The 23,102-nt window shown below is 60.9% G+C and carries 19 protein-coding genes; 14 read left to right on the top strand and 5 right to left on the bottom strand.

The genetic code is table 11. The features are described from left to right. Positions 1-425: 425 nt before the first annotated feature. The gene (gene epsC, locus ABEH28_RS20115; protein WP_192173231.1) at positions 426-1,379 is read right to left on the bottom strand and encodes a serine O-acetyltransferase EpsC; all 954 of its coding nucleotides are present in this window, start codon (positions 1,377-1,379) and stop codon (positions 426-428) included. Positions 1,380-1,585: 206 nt separating this feature from the next. Here epsC and ABEH28_RS20110 point away from each other — a divergent pair, with 206 nt between their 5' ends. The 13 genes from ABEH28_RS20110 (at position 1,586) to ABEH28_RS20050 (ending at position 14,176) form a co-directional block, all read left to right on the top strand. Then, positions 1,586-2,587, top strand: a complete 1,002-nt coding sequence (locus tag ABEH28_RS20110) for a D-cysteine desulfhydrase (protein WP_346630897.1) — start codon at positions 1,586-1,588, stop codon at positions 2,585-2,587. 230 nt (positions 2,588-2,817) lie between these two features. Then, positions 2,818-3,615 (top strand): cystine ABC transporter substrate-binding protein, encoded by a 798-nt coding sequence (gene tcyJ / locus ABEH28_RS20105; RefSeq protein WP_192173018.1) that lies wholly within the window; start codon positions 2,818-2,820, stop codon positions 3,613-3,615. Then, on the top strand, positions 3,612-4,280 hold the full coding sequence (gene tcyL, locus ABEH28_RS20100; protein ID WP_133775647.1) for a cystine ABC transporter permease: 669 nt from the start codon (positions 3,612-3,614) through the stop codon (positions 4,278-4,280). The genes tcyJ and tcyL overlap by 4 nt, the downstream gene beginning before the upstream one ends. Before the next feature lie 3 nt (positions 4,281-4,283). After that, on the top strand, positions 4,284-5,027 hold the full coding sequence (gene tcyN, locus ABEH28_RS20095; RefSeq protein WP_192173019.1) for an L-cystine ABC transporter ATP-binding protein TcyN: 744 nt from the start codon (positions 4,284-4,286) through the stop codon (positions 5,025-5,027). Positions 5,028-5,599: 572 nt separating this feature from the next. Continuing rightward, positions 5,600-6,334: a hypothetical protein gene (locus ABEH28_RS20090; RefSeq protein ID WP_346630896.1), complete on the top strand. Its 735-nt coding sequence runs from the start codon at positions 5,600-5,602 to the stop codon at positions 6,332-6,334. 210 nt (positions 6,335-6,544) lie between these two features. Further along, complete coding sequence (locus ABEH28_RS20085) at positions 6,545-6,685, top strand: hypothetical protein (RefSeq protein WP_192173021.1); 141 nt, start codon at positions 6,545-6,547, stop codon at positions 6,683-6,685. 137 nt (positions 6,686-6,822) lie between these two features. After that, the gene (locus ABEH28_RS20080) at positions 6,823-8,064 is read left to right on the top strand and encodes an SfnB family sulfur acquisition oxidoreductase (protein WP_282371883.1); all 1,242 of its coding nucleotides are present in this window, start codon (positions 6,823-6,825) and stop codon (positions 8,062-8,064) included. A gap of 37 nt (positions 8,065-8,101) precedes the next feature. After that, positions 8,102-9,307 carry an SfnB family sulfur acquisition oxidoreductase gene (locus tag ABEH28_RS20075; RefSeq protein ID WP_346631026.1) on the top strand — a complete coding sequence of 402 codons (1,206 nt, stop codon included), beginning with the start codon at positions 8,102-8,104 and terminating at the stop codon, positions 9,305-9,307. Continuing rightward, positions 9,307-10,674 (top strand): LLM class flavin-dependent oxidoreductase, encoded by a 1,368-nt coding sequence (locus ABEH28_RS20070; RefSeq protein WP_346627274.1) that lies wholly within the window; start codon positions 9,307-9,309, stop codon positions 10,672-10,674. The genes ABEH28_RS20075 and ABEH28_RS20070 overlap by 1 nt, the downstream gene beginning before the upstream one ends. A gap of 75 nt (positions 10,675-10,749) precedes the next feature. Then, complete coding sequence (locus ABEH28_RS20065) at positions 10,750-11,544, top strand: MetQ/NlpA family ABC transporter substrate-binding protein (RefSeq protein WP_282371881.1); 795 nt, start codon at positions 10,750-10,752, stop codon at positions 11,542-11,544. 2 nt (positions 11,545-11,546) lie between these two features. Beyond that, on the top strand, positions 11,547-12,677 hold the full coding sequence (locus ABEH28_RS20060) for an ATP-binding cassette domain-containing protein (RefSeq protein ID WP_346630895.1): 1,131 nt from the start codon (positions 11,547-11,549) through the stop codon (positions 12,675-12,677). Continuing rightward, positions 12,667-13,311: a methionine ABC transporter permease gene (locus tag ABEH28_RS20055; RefSeq protein ID WP_346630894.1), complete on the top strand. Its 645-nt coding sequence runs from the start codon at positions 12,667-12,669 to the stop codon at positions 13,309-13,311. Before ABEH28_RS20060 ends, ABEH28_RS20055 begins: the two co-directional genes overlap by 11 nt. 238 nt (positions 13,312-13,549) lie before the next feature. Beyond that, positions 13,550-14,176, top strand: a complete 627-nt coding sequence (locus ABEH28_RS20050; RefSeq protein ID WP_192173027.1) for a class I SAM-dependent methyltransferase — start codon at positions 13,550-13,552, stop codon at positions 14,174-14,176. Positions 14,177-14,219: 43 nt separating this feature from the next. On the opposite strand, the gene ABEH28_RS20045 is transcribed toward ABEH28_RS20050, so the two are convergent. Next, positions 14,220-16,424 carry a glycoside hydrolase gene (locus tag ABEH28_RS20045; protein ID WP_346631025.1) on the bottom strand — a complete coding sequence of 735 codons (2,205 nt, stop codon included), beginning with the start codon at positions 16,422-16,424 and terminating at the stop codon, positions 14,220-14,222. Positions 16,425-16,730: 306 nt separating this feature from the next. Here ABEH28_RS20045 and ABEH28_RS20040 point away from each other — a divergent pair, with 306 nt between their 5' ends. Continuing rightward, on the top strand, positions 16,731-17,177 hold the full coding sequence (locus ABEH28_RS20040; RefSeq protein WP_346630893.1) for a hypothetical protein: 447 nt from the start codon (positions 16,731-16,733) through the stop codon (positions 17,175-17,177). 71 nt (positions 17,178-17,248) lie between these two features. Here ABEH28_RS20040 and ABEH28_RS20035 read toward each other — a convergent pair whose 3' ends face one another. From ABEH28_RS20035 to ABEH28_RS20025, 3 genes are read right to left on the bottom strand one after another with little or no spacing between them, the layout of a single operon-like run. Next, positions 17,249-20,389, bottom strand: coding sequence for an efflux RND transporter permease subunit (locus ABEH28_RS20035; protein ID WP_346630892.1), 3,141 nt, complete (start codon positions 20,387-20,389; stop codon positions 17,249-17,251). After that, positions 20,386-21,456: an efflux RND transporter periplasmic adaptor subunit gene (locus ABEH28_RS20030; RefSeq protein ID WP_346630891.1), complete on the bottom strand. Its 1,071-nt coding sequence runs from the start codon at positions 21,454-21,456 to the stop codon at positions 20,386-20,388. Before ABEH28_RS20030 ends, ABEH28_RS20035 begins: the two co-directional genes overlap by 4 nt. Beyond that, positions 21,453-22,592 (bottom strand): efflux RND transporter periplasmic adaptor subunit, encoded by a 1,140-nt coding sequence (locus ABEH28_RS20025; protein WP_346630890.1) that lies wholly within the window; start codon positions 22,590-22,592, stop codon positions 21,453-21,455. Before ABEH28_RS20025 ends, ABEH28_RS20030 begins: the two co-directional genes overlap by 4 nt. Positions 22,593-23,102: the final 510 nt, after the last annotated feature.

The raw sequence follows: 23,102 nt of genomic DNA, 5'->3' as shown, positions 1-23,102 counted from the left end.
AGATCAGCGGGCAGCGAACCACCGGTTTAACTTGATTGAACGTTCAATTAAAGCACGAATAGACGGCCGGAGACTAATGCACGGTGGCGTGACGCTTAATCAGGCGAGAGTAGGACGGACGACGAAAGCCTTTCGTTCCGTGGGTTCGGGAGGGTTTTCAATGCGCTGGAAAATTATGGAGGCTTGGCGGTATGGCGACCGACGCCTTCCCGGCTAAAGCCGGTCCTACAAAAGCTATGCGGTCAATTAGTAGGACCGGCTTCAGCCGGGAAGAGGCCAGTGTGCTCACCCGAAGATTTGCGACATAACGACTGACGCCTTCCCGGCTAAAGCCGGTCCTACAAGAGCTATGCGGTCAATTAGTGGGGCCGGCTTCAGCCGGGAAGAGGCCAGTGTGCTCACCCTGAAATTTGCGATATGACGGGCTACTTCGGACAGCCATCCTCATGCTGCAGGCTCGCCTGATTGACGTTACTGCCCGCCGGGACGCCGCGCGTGAGCCACACGTTGCCGCCGATGGTCGAGCCCTTGCCGATGGTGATGCGCCCCAGAATCGTGGCGCCGGCATAGATCACTACATCGTCTTCGACGATCGGGTGACGGGCATGGCCCTTGAGCAATTGGCCGTCTTCATCGGAGGGGAAGCGTTTGGCACCGAGGGTAACGGCCTGATAGATGCGCACGCGCTCGCCGATGATCGCGGTCTCGCCGATGACCACGCCGGTCCCGTGATCGATAAAGAAGCTCGGGCCGATCTGCGCACCGGGATGGATATCGATGCCCGTGGCGGAATGGGCCAGTTCGGCGCTGATGCGCGCCAGCAGGGGCAAACCGTTGTGGTACAGATGATGGGCCAGACGATGGTGAATCACCGCCAAAATGCCCGGGTAGCACAACAACACCTCATCAACACTGCGCGCGGCAGGGTCACCGTGGTACGCCGCCAGCACGTCGGTGTCGAGGACGCGGCGAATCGTCGGCAGTGCGCTGGCGAAATCCTGAATCAGCCGTTCCGCATGCACATCCGCGCAGCTGGCATCCTGGCCTTTCTGGCGGGCGGCGTAGCGCAGTTCGAGCCGCGCCTGATCGAGCAGCGAATTCAATGCCACGTCGAGGGTGTAGCCGACGTAGAAGTCCTCGCTCTCTTCGCGCAGGTCCACCGGCCCCAGCCGCATTGGAAACAGCGCGCCGCAGAGCGCATCGAGAATGTCGCGCATGGCCTCGCGGGAAGGCAGCTCGCGGCCGCCCTTCTCCCCGCTGATTCGGCCGTTGCTGGTACGCCAGTCATCACGCGCGGCGCGCAATTCGCCCACAATCCGCTGCAGTTGCCAGTGGCCGGTCACGCCCTCGGCGCAGGATTCCGGGGACAGGTCGGGAATAGTGCTCACGCAGATTTCTCCTCAATTCAACGGCCAGTCAGGCTGTAACGGCCGAAGTGGAATCACTCTACGACATCCCTTCGCGGCAAAAAAATAACTATTTTCGTGGGGCTTCTGTGCAGGGGATGGAGGACGCCGGGCGGTTGCCCTGTGGGAAACGTCTGCCTATAGTCCTGCGACTCAATTGCAGACCTGTCGACGCCACCATGATCAAACAACAGCTCGCCCGTTTTAATCGTCTGGAATTGCTCGGCGGTCCGACGCCCTTTGAAAAGCTCGAACGCCTTTCGACCTGGGCCGGGCGCGACATTTACGTGAAACGCGACGACGTCACCCCGCTGGCCATGGGCGGCAACAAGCTGCGCAAGCTGGAATACCTCGCGGCCGATGCCCTGGCTCAAGGATGCGACACATTAATCACCGCGGGCGCCATTCAGTCCAACCACGTGCGTCAGACGGCTGCCCTCGCCGCCCGCCTCGGCCTGGGTTGTGTGGCGCTGCTGGAAAACCCGATTGCAACCGACGACAGCAATTACCTGGGCAACGGCAATCGCCTGCTGCTGGATTTGTTCGATACCAAGGTCGAATTGGTCGAGAACCTCGACAACGCCGACGACCAGTTACAAGCCCTGGCCAGCCGACTTCGCCTCAGCGGCAAGAGGCCCTATCTGGTGCCAATCGGCGGTTCGAATGCCCTCGGCGCGCTGGGTTATGTGCAGGCCGGTTTTGAACTGGCCGAGCAGATCAAGCAAAGCGGCCTGTCATTCGCGGCCGTCGTGCTCGCGTCGGGCAGTGCCGGCACCCACAGCGGCCTGGCGTTGGCGCTGGCGGAAGAACTGCCTGAGCTTCCGGTGATAGGCGTGACCGTATCGCGTCCGGAAGAAACCCAGGCGCCCAAGGTTCAGCGCCTGGCCGAGCAAACCGTCGAACTGCTGGAAGAATCGTTGCCCGCCGCATTCAAGGTGCAGCTGTGGGATGAATACTTCGGCCCACGGTACGGCGAGCCGAATGCCGGGACGTTGGCGGCAATCCGGCTGGTGGCCAGCCATGAAGGGCTGTTGCTGGATCCGGTTTACACCGGCAAAGCCATGGCTGGACTGCTCGACGGCATTGGCCGGCAGCGCTTCGAAGACGGCCCGATCGTCTTTCTCCACACCGGCGGCGCGCCAGCTTTGTTTGCGTATCAAGACGTCTTTTCGGCGGGATAGGGCCTTCGTCCCGCTGCCACGCAAACTGTCGCGTGAACGCCATATTCCAGAAACTGATAACCGATCCGCTTTTTATTATTTTTCATCGTTGGGCTCGAGTCTTATGATCGCCGCCAGCCGGCGTGCAGAGCCTTGCAGGCGACTGAAAAAGCTGGATAAACGCGTGATGCCAACGTAGCTTCGTCGGGTCTGATACTTGCCTGACATTCCAATTAAAACAGGGGACTTTCATGAACATGTCTGCAATCCGCCGCACCTTTCTGTTGTCGGCCTTTAGCCTGGTGCTGGGCACGGGTCTGGTCAGCCAGGCTGTCGCTGGCGATCAACTGGCAACCATCAAAAAGAACGGAACCCTTAATGTCGGCCTGGAAGGCACTTATCCCCCGTTCAGCTTCGTGGGTGAAGACGGCAAGCTGACCGGTTTCGAAGTGGAGTTCTCCGAAGCACTGGCCAAGGAACTGGGCGTCAAGGTCAAGCTGCAAGCCACGCCGTGGGCCGGCATTCTGGCGGCATTGGAGTCCAAGCGTCTGGATGTCGTGGTCAATCAGGTGACCATCTCCGACGAGCGTAAAAAGAAGTACGACTTCTCCGAACCCTACACCGTGTCGGGCATTCAAGCGCTGGTGCAGACCAAAGACGTCGGCGTGATCAAAACGGCCGCAGACCTGAAAGGCAAGAAAGTGGGCGTCGGCCTGGGCACCAACTACGAAGAATGGCTGAAAGCCAACGTGCCTGATGCCATCGTCAAAACCTACGACGATGATCCGACCAAATACCAGGACCTGCGTGTCGGCCGTATCGACGCCATCCTCGTCGACCGTCTCGCTGCGCTGGAACTGGTCGCCAAGACCAAGGACAAGCTGGCCGTTTCCGGCGAACCGTTCTCTCGTCAGGAATCCGGTATCGCACTGCGCAAGGGCGAGCCTGAACTGCTGGACGCGATCAACAAGGCCATCGACAAGCTGCGCGCAGACGGCACCCTCGCCAAGCTGTCGGACAAGTACTTCAAGGCTGACGTGACCAAATGATTCCAGAGAGCCTTCAGCTCGCGCTGGACTCCGCGCCCTTCCTGCTCAAGGGCGCGTATTACACGGTGGGCTTGAGCCTGGGGTCGATGTTTTTCGGATTGGTGCTGGGCTTCGGCCTGGCACTGATGCGTTTGTCGAAGATCTGGGTCATCAGCGCCGTCGCCAGGGTTTACGTCTCGTTCTTCCGTGGCACGCCGCTGCTCGTCCAGCTGTTCATGATCTATTACGGCTTGCCGGACCTGGGCATTGAACTGGATGCGATCACCGCAGCGCTGATCGGCCTGTCGCTGAACATGGCCGCGTATGCCTGCGAAATCCTTCGGGCCGCGATCGGTTCGGTGGACCGGGGGCAATGGGAAGCCGCTGCGAGCATTGGTATGACGCGCGCCCAGACCATGCGCCGCGCCATCCTGCCGCAAGCTGCACGCACCGCGTTGCCGCCCTTGGGCAACAGCTTTATTTCACTGGTCAAGGACACGGCGATGGCCGCCACCATTCAGGTGCCGGAAGTGTTCCGCCAGGCGCAGCTGATCTCTTCGCGGACGCTGGAGATCTTCACCATGTATTTCACCGTTGCGGTGATCTATTGGGTGCTGTGCAGCATCCTGGCGCATTTTCAAAATCGCCTGGAAGCACGGGCCAACCGCCACGATGTGGAGTCCTGAGGCATGATCACGGTTGAAAAACTGACCAAGCAATTCAAGGGCAACGAAGTGCTCAAGGGCATTGACCTGACGGTCGAGCCGGGCGAAGTGGTAGCGATCATCGGCCCTAGCGGTTCGGGTAAAACGACGCTGCTGCGCTGCCTGAATCTGCTGGAAGTGCCTACGAGCGGCAGCATTGTCGTGGGCGACATCAAAGTCGATTTGAGCCGCCCGTTGAGCCAGCAGCAGGGTCTGATCCGGCAACTGCGCCAGCATGTCGGGTTCGTCTTCCAGAACTTCAATCTGTTCCCCCACCGCACCGCGCTGGAAAACGTCATCGAAGGCCCCACTGTGGTCAAGAAGATGCCGCGCGAACAGGCCATCGAGCTGGGCCGCACGCTGCTGGCGAAGGTCGGCCTCGCGGGTAAAGAAGACGCTTATCCGCGTCGTCTGTCCGGTGGTCAACAGCAGCGTGTGGCGATTGCCCGGGCGCTGGCCATGGAGCCGGAGGTCATTCTGTTTGATGAACCGACGTCGGCGCTCGATCCCGAGCTGGTGGGTGAGGTGCTGAATACCATTCACGCCCTCGCTCTGGAGAAACGCACGATGGTGATCGTGACCCATGAGATGAGCTTCGCGCGGGACGTCGCCAACCGGGTGATCTTCATCGACAAGGGCGTCATCGTTGAACAGGGCGAAGCGAAAGAGCTGTTCGCCAACCCCAAAGAAGAACGCACAAGGCAGTTTCTTGAGCGCAGCAGGAATTAGTCCGACACGTTATGTGTTTAAAACGGCGCCCATAGGCGCCGTTTTCTTTGTCGTTCATATTTAGAAAAGCGTTGACTCACTAAAAGTCCTACTATTTCGACGCCGGCTAGCCGTAATCAATCTATCTGTTTTTTCAATACGAACAGCGCTCACTGTCTCTACTTCCCCGCAACGTTGATTGACCATTTCCTCGCCCACAAATAACTGTCGCTGACACTTTTCATTAGCTTACTGACTGCGGAATATGGCGCGCCCGGCGGCTCAGGTAGGACCACAGTCGCACCCCCCTCCCCATAAGCAACGCCCAACTGTAGGAAACTTCTGCATTTGCGTTACACACACTTTAAAAACTTAATTACCGTTGACACAAACACCGCAACACAATTAGCTGAAATCGCTCTCGGTTTATTCTTTTTCCAGAACAGCAACCCACTAATTACCTCCGTTTGTAATGTTTGCCATGCCTATGCATCCCGGCGTGTACTAGTGCCAGTCGTTATCACGCTGCAGTTGCAGTGAATTAATCACCTGACTTGCCTTGATCCAGGCACGCATTCGAAGAGTATTAAAAGATGATCCGTATCCCTGTAATGACTCAGTCTTTCAAGTTGATGGCGCCGTATCTTCCGCAGTCGAACAAGCACGGGATTGGCGCCTTGGCGGCGGCCGATCTGCGAGTGCACATCGACCCTTGGCCAGAGATGGACTGCGGTGATTTGATCGAATTGTTTTGGGGAGGCTGTTATGCCGCCTCAAAACTTTTATCGGAGTCCGACATCGGGCATACATCCGTCCTACATGTACCCGAAAGTTTTCTTCGAAGTGGAAAAGTGAAAACCTACTATCGCGTTACCAAAATTGGCAGCGAACCCATTAAATCTCCCGGCGCCAAGCTATGGGTCAAACTGGAGATTCCCGGCGGTCAATTGGTCAGCGGCGAGGGCGATGAGAATCAGGGACTGGCACCGGTGACGTTCGCCGAGTCGGTCATGCAGGACGGTTTGACTGCGCGCCACTTCGATGAGGGCGTACAGCTCACCCTCGACGCTTATCCCAACATGGATGCCTACGATGAAATCACTCTTCGCTGGGGCGACATGCGTCTGGATCTGCCAGCGCTCACCCAAGAAGAGGTCGGCCTGCCCATCGTGGTTGAAGTACCAGCAGAATTGGTGCGCGAGGCGGGCGATGATCCGCACCTGGAGGTGAGCTATTGCGTGATTGACCGGGTCGGCAATAACTCGCGTTGGGCGCCGGCGCGATTGATCAAGGTATCGACCGACATGACCGATGAGGTCGGAGCTTGATATCGACCCCGCTCAAGACGCTGTCGCGGCGCACCCTCGGCGTGCCGCGATACGTCTGCCGCCCGGCGTGCTGCAACCGTGAACGGCGCCACGGATCAGCCACAGAGAAGAAACCTCCCACATCATCTCCATCAGCGTCCTACAGCTTCCCCCTGGATACGCGGGAACGGGCTGCTAGCCTGCGGTGAAACCCCTCACAAGGTGTTCGCCATGCCCTTCAGACATTTGGTCAAGTACATGATTCTGGCGCTGGCCTTCGGTTCATGCCTGACCTACACGCAAGCCACGGCGCTGGCGACAGCAGCCGCCATTTCGCCTTCTATGCTTATTCCTAAATGTGAGTTTATTTAATGTTTATACACGCTTAGGGTATATGCACCGGACCACCGGACCATCGTCAATTTTCCCGCCGCTATCGCGGTATTGATTCGAGGTTCGAATGGTCAAGCACAACGACCCCAGTGCTCGCGCTCGTGAAGGTCACCACCATGACTGATCTGAACGCCCTTTCTGTCCAGCACACCCTGGACGTGGCTCCTCCCCTGCTCCCTGCCAACGTACTGCGCAACGACGCCGATGCCCTTGCCGCGGCCCATGAACTGGCCGCGATCGTGCGCCCGAATGCCGCCACGCGAGACCGCGAGCGGCAACTGCCCTGGTCGGAAATCGAGTTGTTCAGCCGCAGCGGCCTGGGCAGCATCACGGTACCGCGCGCATACGGCGGGCCGCAGGTGTCGTTCGTAACCGTGGCCGAGGTCTTCGCCATCCTCTCGGCGGCTGACCCTGCCGTGGGCCAGATTCCGCAAAACCACTTCGGGATTCTCAACTCGCTGATCGGCAGCGCTACCGAGGCGCAGAAAGAAACCCTGTTCGCCAGCGTGCTCGGCGGCGCACGTATCGGCAACGGCGGCCCCGAACGCGGGACCAAAAACACCCTCGACGTCAGAACGCGAATAACTGCGGACGGTGATCAGTTTTTGCTCAATGGCCGCAAGTTCTACTCGACCGGCGCGCTGTTCGCCCACTGGGTGGCGGTCAAGGCCATCAATGACGACGGCAAACAAGTGCTGGTGTTCGTGCCACGCGGGACGCCGGGGCTGCACATCATCGACGACTGGTCCGGCTTCGGTCAGCGCACCACCGCCAGCGGCAGCGTGCTGCTGGAAAACGTGCGCGTGAGTGGCGAACTGGTTGTTGATAACTGGAAGCTGGGCCTGTCTCCGAACATTCAGGGCGCGGTCTCGCAACTGATTCAGGCCGCCATCGATGCGGGCATTGCCCGGGAAGCCATCGACGAAAGCATTCGTTTTGTGCGCGAGCGTTCGCGGCCGTGGATCGACGCCAATGTCGAGCGCGCCGGTGACGATCCGTATGTGATCGCTGACATCGGCAAGCTGAAACTCGAGCTGCACGCCGCCGAAGCGCTGCTGCGCAAGGCCGGCCGTGCGCTGGATGACATCGCCGCCGAACCCATCGACGAACAATCAGCGGCGCGGGCGTCCATCGTGGTCGCCGAAGCCAAGGTGCTGACCACGCAAATCGCCCTGCAGGCCAGCGAAAAGCTGTTCGAGCTGTCGGGCAGTCGCGCGACGCTGGCCGAATTCAATCTCGATCGTCACTGGCGCAACGCGCGGGTTCACACCCTCCACGACCCGGTGCGCTGGAAGGTCCACGCCGTCGGCGCCTGGCACCTGAACGGCGCCCTGCCCGCCCGTCACTCCTGGATATAACCAGACCACTGGAAGCACACCTATGAGCCTTCAAACCTTGCCGCGTGACACGCAGGCGACCGCCGTGACCGCGATCATTCGTGACGACGCCGAGGCGCTGCGTATCGCCCGCACGCTGGCGGAAGATTTCAAACAACAGAGCGCCACCCGTGATCGTGAACGGCGCCTGCCCCATCAGGAACTGGAAGCGTTTTCCCGCTCGGGACTGTGGGGCATCAGCGTGCCAAAGGCCTTTGGCGGCGCTGGCGTGTCCAATGTCACCCTGGCCGAGGTCATTCGGATCATCTCTGCCGCCGACGCCTCTCTGGGGCAAATTCCACAGAACCACTTTTACGCGCTGGAAGTGCTGCGCGTGAATGGCAGCCCGGCGCAGCAGGCGCGTCTGTACGCCGAGGTCCTCGCCGGTCAGCGCTTCGGTAACGCGCTGGCTGAACTGGGTACCAAAACCGCCCACGACCGCACCACCCGACTGAGCCGCGACGGCAACGGCTGGCGCATCAACGGCCGCAAGTTCTACGCCACCGGCGCGCTTTACGCCCAACGCATACCGACCTCGGTGGTCGATGAAAACGGCGTGCAGCAGCTGGCATTCGTGCCAGCCAACGCAACGGGGCTGAGCGTGATCGATGACTGGAGCGGCTTCGGCCAGCGCACCACGGGCAGCGGCTCGGTGGTGTTCGATAACGTGTACGTTGACGCCGACGACGTGGTGCCGTTTCAGACCGCCTTCGAGCGCCCGACCACCGTCGGCCCTCTCGCACAAATCCTCCATGCGGCCATCGACACCGGCATCGCCCGCGCGGCCTTTGAAGACGCGCTGCATTTCGTGCGCACCCGCACGCGGCCCTGGATCGACTCTGGCATCGAAAAAGCCGTCGATGACCCGCTGACACTGCACAGCTTTGGCAAGCTCGGCATTCGCCTGCACGCCGCCGAAGCCCTGCTCGAACGTTCGGGGGAATTCCTGGATCGGGCCCAGGCCGACACCACAGCCGACAATCTGGCCCAGGCATCGATAGCGGTCGCGGAGGCGCGGGCGATCAGCACCGACATCTCATTGGAAGCCGGCAGCACCTTGTTCGAACTCGCCGGTTCCCAGGCCACGCTGGCAGAGCACGGCCTTGACCGGCACTGGCGCAACGCGCGAGTCCACACGTTGCACGACCCGGTGCGCTGGAAGTATCACGCCATCGGCAACTACTACCTCAATGACGTCAACCCGCCACGCCGGGGGACGATCTGATGAGCAAGAAAAAGATCCTGCTCAACGCGTTCAACATGAACTGCATCGGCCACATCAATCACGGTTTCTGGACACACCCCCGGGACACGTCGACCCAGTACAAGACCCTGGAATACTGGACAGAGCTGGCGCAGTTGCTGGAGCGCGGGCTGTTCGACGGGTTGTTCATCGCGGACATCGTCGGGGTCTATGACGTCTACCAGAAGTCGGTGGACGTAACCCTGAAGGAATCGATCCAGTTGCCGGTGAATGATCCGCTGTTGCTGGTATCGGCCATGGCCGCGGTCACCAAAAACCTCGGCTTCGGCCTGACCGCCAACCTCACCTACGAGGCGCCGTATCTGTTCGCCCGGCGCATGTCGACGCTGGATCACCTGACGCGCGGCCGCGTGGGCTGGAACATCGTCACCGGTTATCTGGACAGCGCCGCGCGCGCGATGGGCCTGACCGAGCAGATCGAACACGACCGCCGCTACGACCAGGCCGATGAATACCTGGAGGTTTTGTACAAGCTGTGGGAAGGCAGTTGGGAGGACGACGCAGTCATCGAGGACCGTCAGGCGCGCGTCTACGCCCAGCCGGAAAAAGTCCATTACGTGCGGCACAGCGGCGAGTTCTATCAGGTGGAGGGTTATCACCTGTGCGAGCCGTCGCCGCAGCGCACGCCGGTGCTGTTTCAGGCGGGCAGTTCCGAGCGCGGTTTGCAGTTTGCCGGCAGCAACGCCGAGTGCGTGTTCATCAGCGCGCAGAACAAACCCGCGACCCGCGAGCAGGTCGACAAGGTCCGCGCCAGTGCCGTGGCGGCCGGGCGCAACCCCGATGACATCAAAGTGTTCATGGGCCTCAACGTCATCGTTGGCCCCACCGAAGAAGCGGCGCGGGCCAAGCACGCGGAGTACCTGAACTACGCCAGCGCCGAGGCCGGGCTCGCGCATTTTGCTGCGTCCACCGGCATCGACTTCGCCGACTACGAGCTCGACGAGCCGATCCAGCACGTGAAAGGCAATGCCATTCAGTCAGCGACGAAGATTCTCAAGAACAACGACTGGACCCGCCAGAAGCTGCTTGATCAACACGCCCTCGGCGGCCGTTACATCACGCTGATCGGCTCGCCCGGGCAGGTCGCCGACGAGCTGGAATCGTGGATCGCCGAAACCGGCCTGGACGGCTTCAACCTGACCCGCATCGTCACCCCGGAGAGCTACGAGGATTTCATCGATCTGGTGATCCCCGAGCTGCAACGGCGCGGCTCATACAAGACCGCCTACGAGCACGGCACCTTGCGCGAGAAGCTGTTTGAGGACGGCGACGCTCGACTGCCGGAACGGCATGCGGGGGCGGCTTATAGAACACGTAGCAATCTGTAGGAGTGAGCTTGCTCGCGAGACGGCCTTACAAGCACCCCAAATTCAAACCAGACCACTGACACGGATTACCCCTCAATGATCAAAACCCTCCTCACCCTCGCGCTGTCCCTGGGCCTGTTTGCCGGCGTCACCCACGCTGCCGATCAACCGCTCAAAGTCGGCACCACGGCGGCGTTCGCCATCCCGCTGGAAGCGGCCGTCGCCGAAGCCGATAAACAAGGCCTGAAGGTCGAGCTGGTGGAATTCACCGACTGGATCGCGCCCAACGTCAGCCTCAACGCTGGCGACATTGACGTGAACTACTTCCAGCACATCCCGTTTCTGGAAAACGCCAAAGCGGCGTCGGGTTTTGATCTGGTGCCGTACGCGCCGGGCATCATCAACAATGTCGGGCTGTATTCGAAGAAGTACAAAAGCTTCGATGAGCTGCCAACCGGCGCCACCGTCGCAATCGCCAATGACCCGATCAATAGCGGACGCGGCCTGCAGCTGCTCGCCAAAGCCGGCTTGATTACCCTAAAACCGGGCGTGGGCTACAAGGCCACCGAAGACGACATCACCGCCAACCCGAAGAAGATCAAGCTGATTCAGGTCGAAGCCGTGCAACTGGTGCGCGCCTATGACGATGCCGATCTGGTGCAGGGCTACCCGGCCTACATTCGTTTGTCGAAGACCTTCGATGCCGGCTCGGCGATTCTGTTCGACGGCCTCGATCACCCGGAGTACGTGATTCAGTTCGTCATCAAGCCCGACCACAAGGATGACCCGCGTCTGGCCAAGTTCATCGACATCTACCAACACTCGCCGGTCGTGCGCGCCTCGCTGGATAAGGTCAATGGCTCGCTGTATCAGGTTGGCTGGAAGAACTGATCATGACGGCATCCGCGCAACGCGCTTTGACGCTTGAGGGTGCTGCGGCTCCCCATGCCGCCGAGCAAGCAGAACTGCATCCTGAGAAGCAACGCGCCCATGTGCGCTTCATCAATCTGGGCAAGGTCTATGGAGGTCCGCAAGGGCCGGTGCCGGCGCTTACGGGCATCGATCTGGATATCCAGCGCGGTGAAGTGTTCGGCATCATCGGCCGAAGCGGCGCAGGCAAATCGTCGCTGATCCGCACCATCAATCGCCTGGAAAAACCCAGCAGCGGGCGCGTGCTGATCGATCAGGTGGACATCGGCGAATTTAACGAAGACACGCTGGTGGCGCTGCGCCGACGCATCGGCATGATCTTTCAGCACTTCAATCTGATGTCGGCCAAGACCGTTTGGCAGAACGTCGAGCTGCCGCTCAAGGTTGCGGGCGTGCCGAAGGCGCAGCGTCAGCGCAAAGTCGCCGAGCTGCTGGCATTGGTGGGGCTGGAAGGCAAGCACACCGCCTATCCCGCGCAATTGTCGGGCGGGCAGAAGCAGCGCGTCGGCATTGCCCGGGCGCTGGTGCATGATCCAGCGATTCTGCTGTGCGACGAGGCGACCTCGGCCCTCGACCCGGAAACCACGCAATCGATTCTCGGCCTGCTGCGCGAGATCAATCAGCGCCTGGGCCTGACGATCATTTTGATCACCCACGAGATGGCGGTGATCCGGGAGATCTGTGACCGGGTGGTGGTGCTGGAAAAAGGTGAGGTCGTCGAGCAGGGCCCGGTCTGGCAGGTGTTCGGCAACCCGCAGCATGAAGTGAGCAAGACGCTGCTGGCGCCGCTGCAACATGCGCTGCCGGAGGATTTGCAGGCGCGCTTGCAGCCGCAGCCATCCGAACAACACGTCAGCGTTGTGCTGGACCTGCAATTCACCGGCAGCGACGGCAAGGAGCCTGATTTGTCGGCACTGTTCAATGCATTTGGCGGGCGGGTGAGCCTGCTGCATGGCGGCGTCGAACGCATTCAGGGGCGTGCGCTGGGTCACCTGCTGCTGGCGGTAAGTCATTCGCCGCTGTCGGCGGACGAATTGCTCAATCGTGCCCGCAAACACGCGCAGCACGCGGAGGTATTGGGTTATGTGGCTTGATCGTCTGTGGCAGGGCGTCATCGACACCTTTCTGATGGTGGGCATGTCGTCGCTGATTGCGTTGATTCTGGGCATTCCACTGGCGGTGATTCTGGTCACCAGCGGCAAGGGAGGCATTTTTGAGGCGCCCAATGTGAACCGGGTGCTGGGCGCGTTCGTGAATATTTTTCGTTCGGTGCCGTTCCTGATTCTGATGGTCGCGCTGATTCCGTTCACGCGGCTGATCGTCGGCACGACCTACGGCGTGTGGGCGGCGGTGGTGCCGCTGACCATCGCGTCGACGCCATTCTTCGCGCGTATTGCGGAAGTCAGCCTGCGCGAGGTGGACCACGGCCTGATCGAAGCGGCACAAGCGATGGGCTGCCGCCGGTGGCACATCGTCTGGCACGTGCTGTTGCCCGAAGCGCTGCCGGGCATCGTCGGCGGATTTACCATCACCATTGTGACAATGATCAATTCGTCGGCCATGGCCGGTGCCATCGGCGCGGGCGGCCTGGGCGACATCGCTTATCGCTACGGTTATCAGCGGTTTGATACGCAGGTGATGCTCACCGTGATCGTGTTGCTCGTGATCCTGGTAGCGGTGATTCAGTTGGGCGGGGATCGATTGGCATTGCGACTGAACAAGCGCTGATCAAAGAGCGCCTTCCCTGCAGGACTGGCTGAATCCGGTCCCACTATCGGCATGCGTTCATTCAGTAGGACTGGCTTTAGCCGGGAAAGCGTCAGGCGTCACCCTGCAAAGTTGATGGCGCTGACACGGGCCCCTTCCCGGCTGAAGCCGGTCCTACTAACGGCATGCATTCCCGCCAGGAGATTGCAATTCGGGAGCGGGGTATATTGGCGGCCTTATTCGCCCAGACAACCACCTCATGAAACTTGATCAAACCGACCTCGCCCAGATCACGGCCACTACTCTCGGCAATTACAACGATGTCGCCGAGGGTTTTCGCGAAGGGACCCGCGACCATGATGTGAGCCAGAACATTGATGCGCTGCTGCGCAATATCACAGGCCCGGCGCCGTTTCAGATTCTGGATTTCGGCTGCGGGCCTGGCCGTGATCTGCAGACCTTCACTGCCATGGGCCACATCGCCACTGGCCTGGATGGCTCCGAACGCTTTGCCGAGATGGCCCGCGCCGACAGCGGCTGCGAGGTGCTGCACCAGAACTTCCTGGAACTTGATCTGCCCGCCGAACGCTTCGACGGCATCTTCGCCAATGCCTCACTGTTCCACGTGCCGCGTCAGGAGTTGCCTCGGGTGCTGCGTGAGTTGCGCGCCGCACTCAAGCCCGGCGGCGTGCTGTTCAGCTCCAATCCCCGAGGCGACAATCAGGAAGGCTGGAAAGGCGAGCGCTATGGCGCGTTCCATGATCTGGAGTCGTGGAGCGCGTTACTGACCGAGGCCGGGTTCACCGAAGTCGAGCATTACTACCGACCGCCGGGATTGCCGAGAGATCAACAGCCGTGGCTGGCGAGCGTGTGGCGCAAGGTCTGACCGCTGCAGGTCTCCCGTAGCGAGACTCGGAAAACCTGGCGTATCAGCCGCCCTCGTCCCTTGCGTGATAGACGCTGACCGCTCCGTCAGGCGCAACCGCCGTCACGCTATGCCCTGCATACCGGGTCGTCCCTACCTCACGGGTCCCACCATCGAAGTTCGCCACCAGTCTGGTTCCGTCCGTGAACGTGGTCTGCTGAACTTGGCGATCAAGCGTCAGCCAACTGAACGCCGTCATCGCCTGGGTACCAAGGCGCTCATGCAGTGGCCGGAAAAACCGGTCCTGACGCTGCATCACCGGCAACCGCTCGCCCAGCGTCGCGCTGCTCAGGTGATACAGCGGCGGCACGTTGTAGAGCAACTGAGCGAGCTCGTTCTCCTGCCTGACATTGACCAGTTTCAGGCTGTCGAAAAGCCAGTGGTGAGTTGTGATGACCGATCCATGGAACACGGCCTGATAGAGCGGCAGGCGGGTCGTCGGATTGAAGTGAATGGTGCGATAAGGCTCCTTGATCGGTACCGGTTTGAAGAACACGTCCGGCTGCTCCGGCGGGTACCAACTGCCCAGGTACCAGCGGGAGGACTTGTGCTGGCTGAGCTCCGGATCGCCCCATCCGATCACCGGCGTCTGCATGCCGTGGGCGAAAAGGATGCCTTGGGCGGTGACGGCATTGCCGTCCTCGGAACCTGAGGGCAGCGCTCGGGCTTCAGCCAGCCACTGCGAAGCACTGACATTAGCGGCGGCGTTTTGCATCTCGGTCATGGTCGCGCCGGGCCGATAGCTGTCGAACAGCATCCCCGTGGCATAGGCGTCCAGAAACCAGCTATTGAAACCGGCAGCGGCCTGGACAGCTGTAACCCGCGCCTCCATTAAAGGCCGGACACAATGCGGATCGGTGTAATGCCCGGACTGTTGAAAACCGGCTTTGAACGTTCCGTCCTTCAGCACAATGGCGCATTGACGGTGTGCGTCGCTGCCCAGGTGAGCGGTCACCCAGTCCGGGTTTTCATGGGTCGCCAGAGCCGTTTCGTAGGAGTCATAAGGCGCAATCAGATACCCCGCCTGCACAGCGGCGCGAACGGCTTCGGGATGCCAGAGACCTCCCTCCCAACCTTCGCCGAGCCCCAGCCACCGTCGTGGCAAACCAGATGCTTGCAGGCTCTCGATACCCTTCAGGGACAGCACGCCGCCCCATGTCGAGGGGTCATCCGCGAGAGCGCCGGCAAACAGACGGGAGACCTCCCCGCGAAGCTCACCGTAACGCGACGTCAACCGCGACACGTCGGGCTGGGCATCACGTTGCCATGCTTGTCTTGCGACCGAGTTGAACGCGCTGTTCAGACTGCGCAACAGGGCGACCTGTTGCCAGCGCTGCAATTGTCCCTGGCTGTCACTCAGCAAAACCAGGGCTTCTTTATCGAGCCGGTTGCGCAACTGCACGGCCAGTGGGTCGTCGGACGCAAGGACCTGAGTCAGACGGCCCCAGGACTGAATATCATCAAGGGCCAACAGGTCGTTGCCCCACAGATAGGCGTGGGCGGCGCCGAGCAGCTTGCGCCCCTCTGGGGTTTTCTCGAACTTGCTATCCAGCGTCTGATATTCGCCATTGTCGATGAGCCACTGCCGGTAACGACTTGCGCCAGCGAGCGGATCGGCGGCATCCAGCGACAGGCGAAAGGTCATTGGCGTGCTGAGATCCAGCGCCGTGAACTCATGTCGGGCGGACAAACCCAGGGCGTCACCTTGGGGATGCAAACGAAGGCGGTTGTTGAATGGATGGGTCAACAGCCAGGTCAGGGTGAATGCGCCGTGGTCCATGCCCCACAGCGGCAGGCTCAAGTCCTGTGTGGTGTTGATCTCGCCCCGGGTCGCAAGAAACTGCTGCCAGACAGTGTTCCCCCGAGGGACATAATGCCCCTCGGCCATCGGCCAGATCAGCGCTTTGCCCATGGCGTCGCCCGGCTGATTCAGGAACTCCAGCACTCCCGCATTCCGGGCCTTGATGGTCAGCAAGAGGTCACGTTGCTGCAGCCGGACTTCGAGATGCCAGGCGCCCTCGTCCCACTGCCACGCGAGGTAGTCCTGCGAAGTCTTGAGCTCACTGACGCGATGCGCCTTGACCCCGCTTGACGCTTGCAAGGCAGGTTGCCCGCTCGGCGAGACGCGGACCGCGAGTGTCTGCGGATCAACGTCCACCCGCCAGAAGTCGTTTTCCAACGTTTCAGCCGAACTGCCGAATGGGAGCATCCAGCCCAACAAGAGGCAGACACACAAGCGTACCAAGGAAAAAGACATGTCGAGCCCCGCGAAGCGATTCAGCGGGGCACAGTAAGGCAGGGACCGACGAGTGTCTGTCGGACCGTTCCTAAATCACGACTGGCCTTGCCCCACCTCGCAAATGCTCGCTCAATTGACGGGGTCCGGGACTGTCATTTCTGACAGTAGCCCCTTCCTGTCCCCGCGCACACACTGGACCCGCGCCATGAGTGCCAACCACGATCCGGTTGCCTGATGAACACAGGCTGCCAATCGCCAATCAGCAAGGGAATGACGATGAGTAATTTATTGAAAAACAATGACTTCGCATCCGGCGAATTAGAACCCTGGACCATCACCTCCAGTGAGGTCACTGGAGAGATCAAGGAAGAGGGGTCGGTTTACTACGTGCAGCTGGCAAAGGCAGCCGGTCTGTCCCAGTCCCTCCCGGAGGGCAATTATAAACCCAGCAAATTTAGTTTTTATGTGCGGGCCGGGGAAATCATAAAGCCCGGCGATTCCATACTATTCAGTTATGGGGTGCTGATCAGTACGGTCGGGAGCGCCGAGGCGTTTGGTGACATTTCGGTAGCAACCGAGGAGTGGAAGAAAGTCACTCTCGAGATGAAGCGCAAACCGATCCCTGCCACTACGGTGACCGTGCAGGTACACACCGTCTCTGATCCGGAAAAGTTGAAAACTCAGGCAGGGCAGGTGCATTTCAAAGATTTCGAGCTGACCTGACAACCCCCTCACCGGTGCGCCGATAAAAAGCGGAAGTGGCCACCCGACCGCTTCCGCCTGAACCATAGGTATTAATGCGCGGGAGAGGAGGCGCCGTCGTCCGTATCGTCATCACGGCGGTGTTGCTCTTCCTGCTGGCGTTCCTGATGTTTGCGCCGCTCCTCCTCACTCGGCTCCTTGATCTTGTACCAGGCCACGTACAGCGCCGGCAGGAACAGCAACGTCAGCAGGGTCGCGATGATGATCCCGCCGATCATTGCGTAAGCCATTGGTCCCCAGAACACTTCGCGGGCGATCGGGATCATGCCCAGGCTCGCCGCCGCAGCGGTCAGCAGGATCGGACGGCGCCGGTGTTCCGTGGCTTCCGCCACCGCATCCCACGGCAGATAGCCCGCCACCTCGTACTCATGAATCTGGGTCACCAGAATCACCGAGTTGCGGATGATGATGCCGATCAGCGCCAGAATCCCGAGGATCGCCACAAAGCCCATCGGCGTTCCGGTCGGCACCAGCGCGAGCACCACGCCGATCAATCCCAACGGCGCCACACTGGCGACGATGAACATCTTCTGCACGCTGTGCAGCTGGATCATCAGGAACGTCGCCATCAGGAAAATCATCAACGGCACGACCTTGGCGATCGGCCCTTGGGCCTTGCCGCTCTCCTCGACCGTGCCGCCCGTGGCGACCTTGTAGCCCACCGGCAAACCGGCGGCGAATTTGTCGATCTCGGGCTTGAGCTCCTTGACCAGGTCAGTCGGCTGCATGTCGTCGCTCACGGCCGCCTTGAGCGTGATCGTCGGTTTGCGATCACGACGCCACACCAGCGGCTGTTCCAGCTCGTAGCGCACGTTGGCAAACGCCAGCAGCGGAATCGACGTGCCCCGGGGCGTGACGATCTGCAGGTTTTGCAGGGTTTCCGGTGACCCTCGCTCGGCATCCACCGCGCGACCAACGACGTTGATCAGGTAGATGTCATCGCGCACCTGGGTCACCGCCGAGCCGGTTACGACGCTGTTCATCAACTGCGCAACGTCCTCGGACGACAAGCCCAGCTGCCGCGCCTTGTCCTGGTTGATGTCGATGCGCAGGACTTTGCCGGGCTCGTTCCAGTCGTAGATCATCTCGCCGATGTGCTGGTTTTTGTCCAACAGCGTGGCGAGTTCGATGGCGTGCTGACGCACTTCATCAATGTTCTCGCCGCTGACCCGGTACTGAATCGGGCGCCCCACCGGCGGCCCCATTTCCAGCGCCTGCACATAAGTGCCGATCCCGACGAAGTCGTCACGCAAGCGTTTTTGCAAGCGCTCGGTCAACGCGCCGCGCTCTTCCAGCCCTTTGCTGACGATCACCAACTGTGCGTAATACGGGTTTTCCAGCTGCTGATCCAGCGGCAGGTAGAAACGCACCGCGCCTTCGCCGATGTAGGTGCTCCAGCTGACGATGTCCGGATCGTCCTTGAGGGTCGCCTCGAGCTTGTCCACCGCGCGGCGCGTCTCGTTGATCGATGCGTTCTGCGGCAGGTTGAGGTCGACCAGAATCTCCGGGCGGTCCGATGACGGGAAGAATTGGTTCTGCACGAAGCGCATGCAGAACAGCGACGTGGCAAATAGCAAAATCGTAATGATGATGGTCAGCCAGCGATGGCGCATGGCCCAGAACATCGACCCGTTGAAGGCTCTGGCGATGCGTCCGGGCTTGGCGTTTTCGTCGTGCTTCTTCACGTTTTCGCTAAGGATGTGCACGCCGATCACCGGGGCGAACAGCACGGCAACGACCCACGACACCAGCATGGCAACGGCAATCACCGCGAACAGGGTGAAGGTGTATTCCCCCGCCGAGCTGGCGTTCAGGCCGATCGGCACGAAGCCCGCAACCGTCACCAGCGTCCCGGTGAGCATCGGGAAGGCCGTCGAGGTGTAGGCGTAGGTCGCGGCCTGGGCTTTGGTTTCGCCTTTTTCAAGGCGCGACACCATCATCTCCACCGTAATCATCGCGTCATCGACCAACAGGCCAAGGGCAATAATCAGGGCGCCCAGGGAAATACGCTGCATGGTGATGCCGCTGTACTCCATGAACACGAAGACCATCGCCAGCACCAGCGGAATCGAGCAGGCCACCACCAGCCCCGCACGCATGCCAAGGCTGATGAAGCTGACGATCAGCACGATCACCACCGCTTCAAACAGCGCGCTGGTGAAGCCGCCGACGGCCTTCTCGACCACCTGCGCCTGATCGGACACCACATGCACGCCGACGCCAATCGGCAGGTCGGCGGTCGCGGCGCTCATGCGTTCGTGCAGCTGTTTGCCGAACTCCTGAACGTTGCCGCCCTTCTTCATGGCGATGGCCAGGCCGATGGCAGGCTTGCCGTCGAAGCGGAACAACGGCTTGGGCGGATCCACATAGCCGCGGGTGATTTCGGCGATGTCGCTCAAGCGATAGAAGCGATCGTTGAGGCGCAGGTTGACGTTTTCGAGGTCTTTTTCCGAGGCGAACTGGCCGGAGGTGCGCACGGAAATGCGCTCCGGACCGGCCTCGATAACCCCGGCGGGCGTCACGGTGTTTTGCGATTGCAGGCTCTGCACGACCTGGCGCTGATCAAGGCCCAGTGCCGCCAGTTTGCGAGTGGAGAAGTTCAGGTACAGCACTTCGTCCTGCTCGCCGATCATTTCGACTTTGCCCAGACCCGGCACGTCGCGAATCTGGACGCGCACTTGTTCCACGTAGTCGCGTAACTGGCGCAGGGTCAGGCCGTCGGAGGTGAAGGCGTAAATCGATCCGTAAACGTCGCCGAACTCATCGTTGAACGCCGGGCCCTGAATACCTTGGGGGAACTGCCCGCGAATGTCATCGATCTTCTTGCGAACCTGGTACCAGATTTCGGGAATGGCCTCAGCGCTGGTGGTGTCGCGCAGGTAAACCATAACAGTGGACTCGCCCGGCCGGGTGTAGCTCTTCACGTAATCGAGGGAGTCGAGCTCTTCGAGCTTTTTCTCGATGCGGTCGGTGACCTGCTCCAGGGTTTCATCCACGGTCGCGCCCGGCCAGCGGGTTTGTATGACCATGGTCTTGATGGTGAACGAAGGGTCTTCTTCACGACCCAGGTTCATGTAGGAAAACACGCCCATCAGCAGGCCGACGAACATCAGGTACCAAACGAAAGACTGATGCTTGATCGCCCAATCGGAGAGGTTGAACTTCCCTTTCATCGCGGGCTTTCCTTATCGACTTTGATTTTCTGCCCCGGCTTGAGGCTATTGACCCCGGCGGTCACAACTCGATCGCCGTTGTTGACCCCACCGGCCAGCACCACTGAATCATCACTGCGGCTGACGACCGTGACGACGCGTGGGGAAACGGTCTGGTTCTGCATGTCGATGACCCAGATCTGCGTCTTGCCGTCGATCTCCTGAACGGTCGTGGCGGGCAATTCGATGCGCGGTTTGATCGCCGAGCTCAGGGTGACGCTGATCGCTGTGCCCAGACGGAAGGCCGCCGGTGTATCCGCCAGGGTCAAACGTGCGCGACGGGTGCGGGTGGTGCTTTCGGCCTGGGGCTCGAGTTCTCGCACGGTTGCGGTGGTGTTGATCTCTGGCTCCAGCTGGCTGGCGACTTTGAACACGACGTCGCTGGGCAGTTGATCACTCAGTTGCGCCGGCAAATCAATGACCGCCTCTTTGATGTCCGGGCGCGCCAGTGTCACCACCTGCTCGCCCGCGCTGACCACTTGGCCGGCCTCGACTTTCCATTCGGTGACGACGGCATCGTGATCGGCGCGCAGCTCGCTGTAGCTCAGCTGATCCTTGGCCTGTTGCATCGCGGCCTTGGCCTGATCGTAGGAAGACTGCGTGGTTTTCAGGTCGGTGACTGCGACATCCAGCGCGGCCTGGGCGCCAACGCCGCGATCAAACAACTCTTGTTGCCGACGGGCGTTGGCCTGGGCGTTGATCAACTGGGCTTCGACCCGGGCCAGATCGCCTTGGGTTGAGCGCACTTGGTTCTGTTGGTCCGTCGGGTCGAGCACGGTGAGCATGTCGCCCTTCTTGACCTGTGCGCCGACGTCGACGCTGCGCTGGGCAATGCGACCCGAGACGCGAAAGCCCAGAGTGCTTTCATAGCGCGCGGCGATGTTGCCGGCGAAACGACCCAGGCTTTCCTGAGCCTGGGGTTTCACCTCAATGAACAGCACCGGCCGAACCGGCTCGGGTGCCGGCTCTTCCTTGCTGCATGCGCTCAACAACAGGCCCGCCAGCACAACCCCCGACAATCGTTTCATTGCTGGGCTCCTGTCAGCTGTTTCGAGGCATCGGGGTACACGTCGGCGAGCTCCACCTGCATGTCCGGGTGCAGCAACTGGTTACCGGCAACGACCACTTTTTCACCATTCTTCAAACCGTCGACAATGATCACTTTGCCGGTCAGGTAGCGCCCGACCGTGACGCTGCGCAGGCTGACCTTGTTATCCCCATCGACCACCCACACCGCCGGCTTGCCGAGCTGATCGCCCAGGCCTTTGGTCAGCGCGGACCACGGCAGCTCGACGCTGGTCCTGGCCGGCACGCTCAGCGCGGCACTGACCACCGAACCCAGGTCCATGCCCGGCGGCAGCGAGGTTAGGGCGATCTTCACTTGCAGCGTGCCGGTCTGCGCCGATACGGCTGGCGTGACTTCGCGCACCTTGCCGACGGCCTTGACCTTCGGGTTGTCCAGCAGCGTCACTTCGACAGGCTGGTCGGTCGGCGGGTTGACGAACAGCGACTCGTAAACGTTGAACACGGCGTCGCGCTCGCCATCGCGGGCCAGGCTGAAGATCGGCGCGGTGGGCTGCACGACTTGGCCGACTTCGGCCTGCCGCGCGGTAATGATGCCCGGCGCATCGGCGATCAATGCGGTGTAACCCAGTTGCTCGCGGGCGTTGGCCAGTTGCGCCTGGGCGGCTTTGAGCGCGCTCTGACTGCCACGAAGCTGGGCTTGGGCGGAATCGTATTCACTGCGGCTGGTGTAGCCCTTGGGCAAGAGCTTTTCCTGACGCACGAAGGCGGCGGAAGTCTGTTTCACGCGCGCCTGCTCGGCGGCAACGGCAGCGAGGGCGGAGTCGACGTTGGTCTGCAGGTCTTTGGGGTCGAGTTTGGCCAGCACTTGTTTGGCCGACACCCGATCGCCCACGTCGACCGTGCGCTGAATGATCTTGCCGCCCACCCGGAATGAAAGCTGGGTCTGCACCCGCGCCTGGACATCGCCGGTCAGCGCGACGTCCGCAGCGAAATCGGCCGTCTTGACCTCCTGGGCCTGCACGCGTGCGCGCACCGGTTCCTGGGGCTTTTCCTTCCCGCAGCCAGCAAGCACGGCCAGGCACAGACCGAGGGAAAGAACGGTCAGACGACCATGAAAAAAGAAGGGTTGGGCGGGCATGCAAGCTCCTTGTGCCAATGCCGTTGCGACACCGCGCCGCCGGACGCCGTTGCGATGTGATCATGCGACTGTGAGCTTACATCAGGGTTCCTTGAGGCACCGAACTCTGCCGGCATCTACAGCGCACGCCAATCTACGCTAGAGCACGCCTGTTCGCGATGGGGGGAGTCTGTGACATCGATGTTGGCAGACACACTGGCTTCGCGAGCAAGCTCACTCTCATGAACATGACAACGCCGCAGTTCTACCTGTGGACACAAAAATTGTGGGAGCGAGCTTGCTCGCGAAGGGGTCGAGACACCCCGCTGCATCTTTAGCGCCTGAATCGCCGCCTTCGCGAGCAAGCTCGCTCCCACAGGGGGTGTGTTTGATGCCAGACAGCGCGTCGTCTGGACGACGGGATATGCCACAGGTTCGCGGCGCGCCAGATATCTGGGTCGCACGCAAATCCACTGTAGGAGCCATCGGAGGTTACGACGGTCGCGAAGGCGGTGTGGCTGACACACCGCC

This window comes from Pseudomonas sp. Ps21-P2 (assembly GCF_039672565.1).
Lineage (GTDB): Bacteria > Pseudomonadota > Gammaproteobacteria > Pseudomonadales > Pseudomonadaceae > Aquipseudomonas.
The sequence above is the reverse complement of the archived record's forward strand: the minus strand, read 5'-3'. Positions and strand labels throughout refer to the sequence as shown.

Excerpts from the sequence above, each read along its gene's own strand:
- ABEH28_RS20110 (WP_346630897.1), top strand. The coding sequence starts at position 1,586 with ATGATCAAACAACAGCTCGCCCGTTTTAATCGTCTGGAATTGCTCGGC.
- tcyJ (WP_192173018.1), top strand. The coding sequence starts at position 2,818 with ATGAACATGTCTGCAATCCGCCGCACCTTTCTGTTGTCGGCCTTTAGC.
- tcyL (WP_133775647.1), top strand. The coding sequence starts at position 3,612 with ATGATTCCAGAGAGCCTTCAGCTCGCGCTGGACTCCGCGCCCTTCCTG.
- tcyN (WP_192173019.1), top strand. The coding sequence starts at position 4,284 with ATGATCACGGTTGAAAAACTGACCAAGCAATTCAAGGGCAACGAAGTG.
- ABEH28_RS20090 (WP_346630896.1), top strand. The coding sequence starts at position 5,600 with ATGATCCGTATCCCTGTAATGACTCAGTCTTTCAAGTTGATGGCGCCG.
- ABEH28_RS20085 (WP_192173021.1), top strand. The coding sequence starts at position 6,545 with ATGCCCTTCAGACATTTGGTCAAGTACATGATTCTGGCGCTGGCCTTC.
- ABEH28_RS20080 (WP_282371883.1), top strand. The coding sequence starts at position 6,823 with ATGACTGATCTGAACGCCCTTTCTGTCCAGCACACCCTGGACGTGGCT.
- ABEH28_RS20070 (WP_346627274.1), top strand. The coding sequence starts at position 9,307 with ATGAGCAAGAAAAAGATCCTGCTCAACGCGTTCAACATGAACTGCATC.
- ABEH28_RS20065 (WP_282371881.1), top strand. The coding sequence starts at position 10,750 with ATGATCAAAACCCTCCTCACCCTCGCGCTGTCCCTGGGCCTGTTTGCC.
- ABEH28_RS20060 (WP_346630895.1), top strand. The coding sequence starts at position 11,547 with ATGACGGCATCCGCGCAACGCGCTTTGACGCTTGAGGGTGCTGCGGCT.
- ABEH28_RS20055 (WP_346630894.1), top strand. The coding sequence starts at position 12,667 with ATGTGGCTTGATCGTCTGTGGCAGGGCGTCATCGACACCTTTCTGATG.
- ABEH28_RS20050 (WP_192173027.1), top strand. The coding sequence starts at position 13,550 with ATGAAACTTGATCAAACCGACCTCGCCCAGATCACGGCCACTACTCTC.
- ABEH28_RS20045 (WP_346631025.1), bottom strand. The coding sequence starts at position 16,424 with ATGCTCCCATTCGGCAGTTCGGCTGAAACGTTGGAAAACGACTTCTGG.
- ABEH28_RS20040 (WP_346630893.1), top strand. The coding sequence starts at position 16,731 with ATGAGTAATTTATTGAAAAACAATGACTTCGCATCCGGCGAATTAGAA.
- ABEH28_RS20035 (WP_346630892.1), bottom strand. The coding sequence starts at position 20,389 with ATGAAAGGGAAGTTCAACCTCTCCGATTGGGCGATCAAGCATCAGTCT.
- ABEH28_RS20030 (WP_346630891.1), bottom strand. The coding sequence starts at position 21,456 with ATGAAACGATTGTCGGGGGTTGTGCTGGCGGGCCTGTTGTTGAGCGCA.
- ABEH28_RS20025 (WP_346630890.1), bottom strand. The coding sequence starts at position 22,592 with ATGCCCGCCCAACCCTTCTTTTTTCATGGTCGTCTGACCGTTCTTTCC.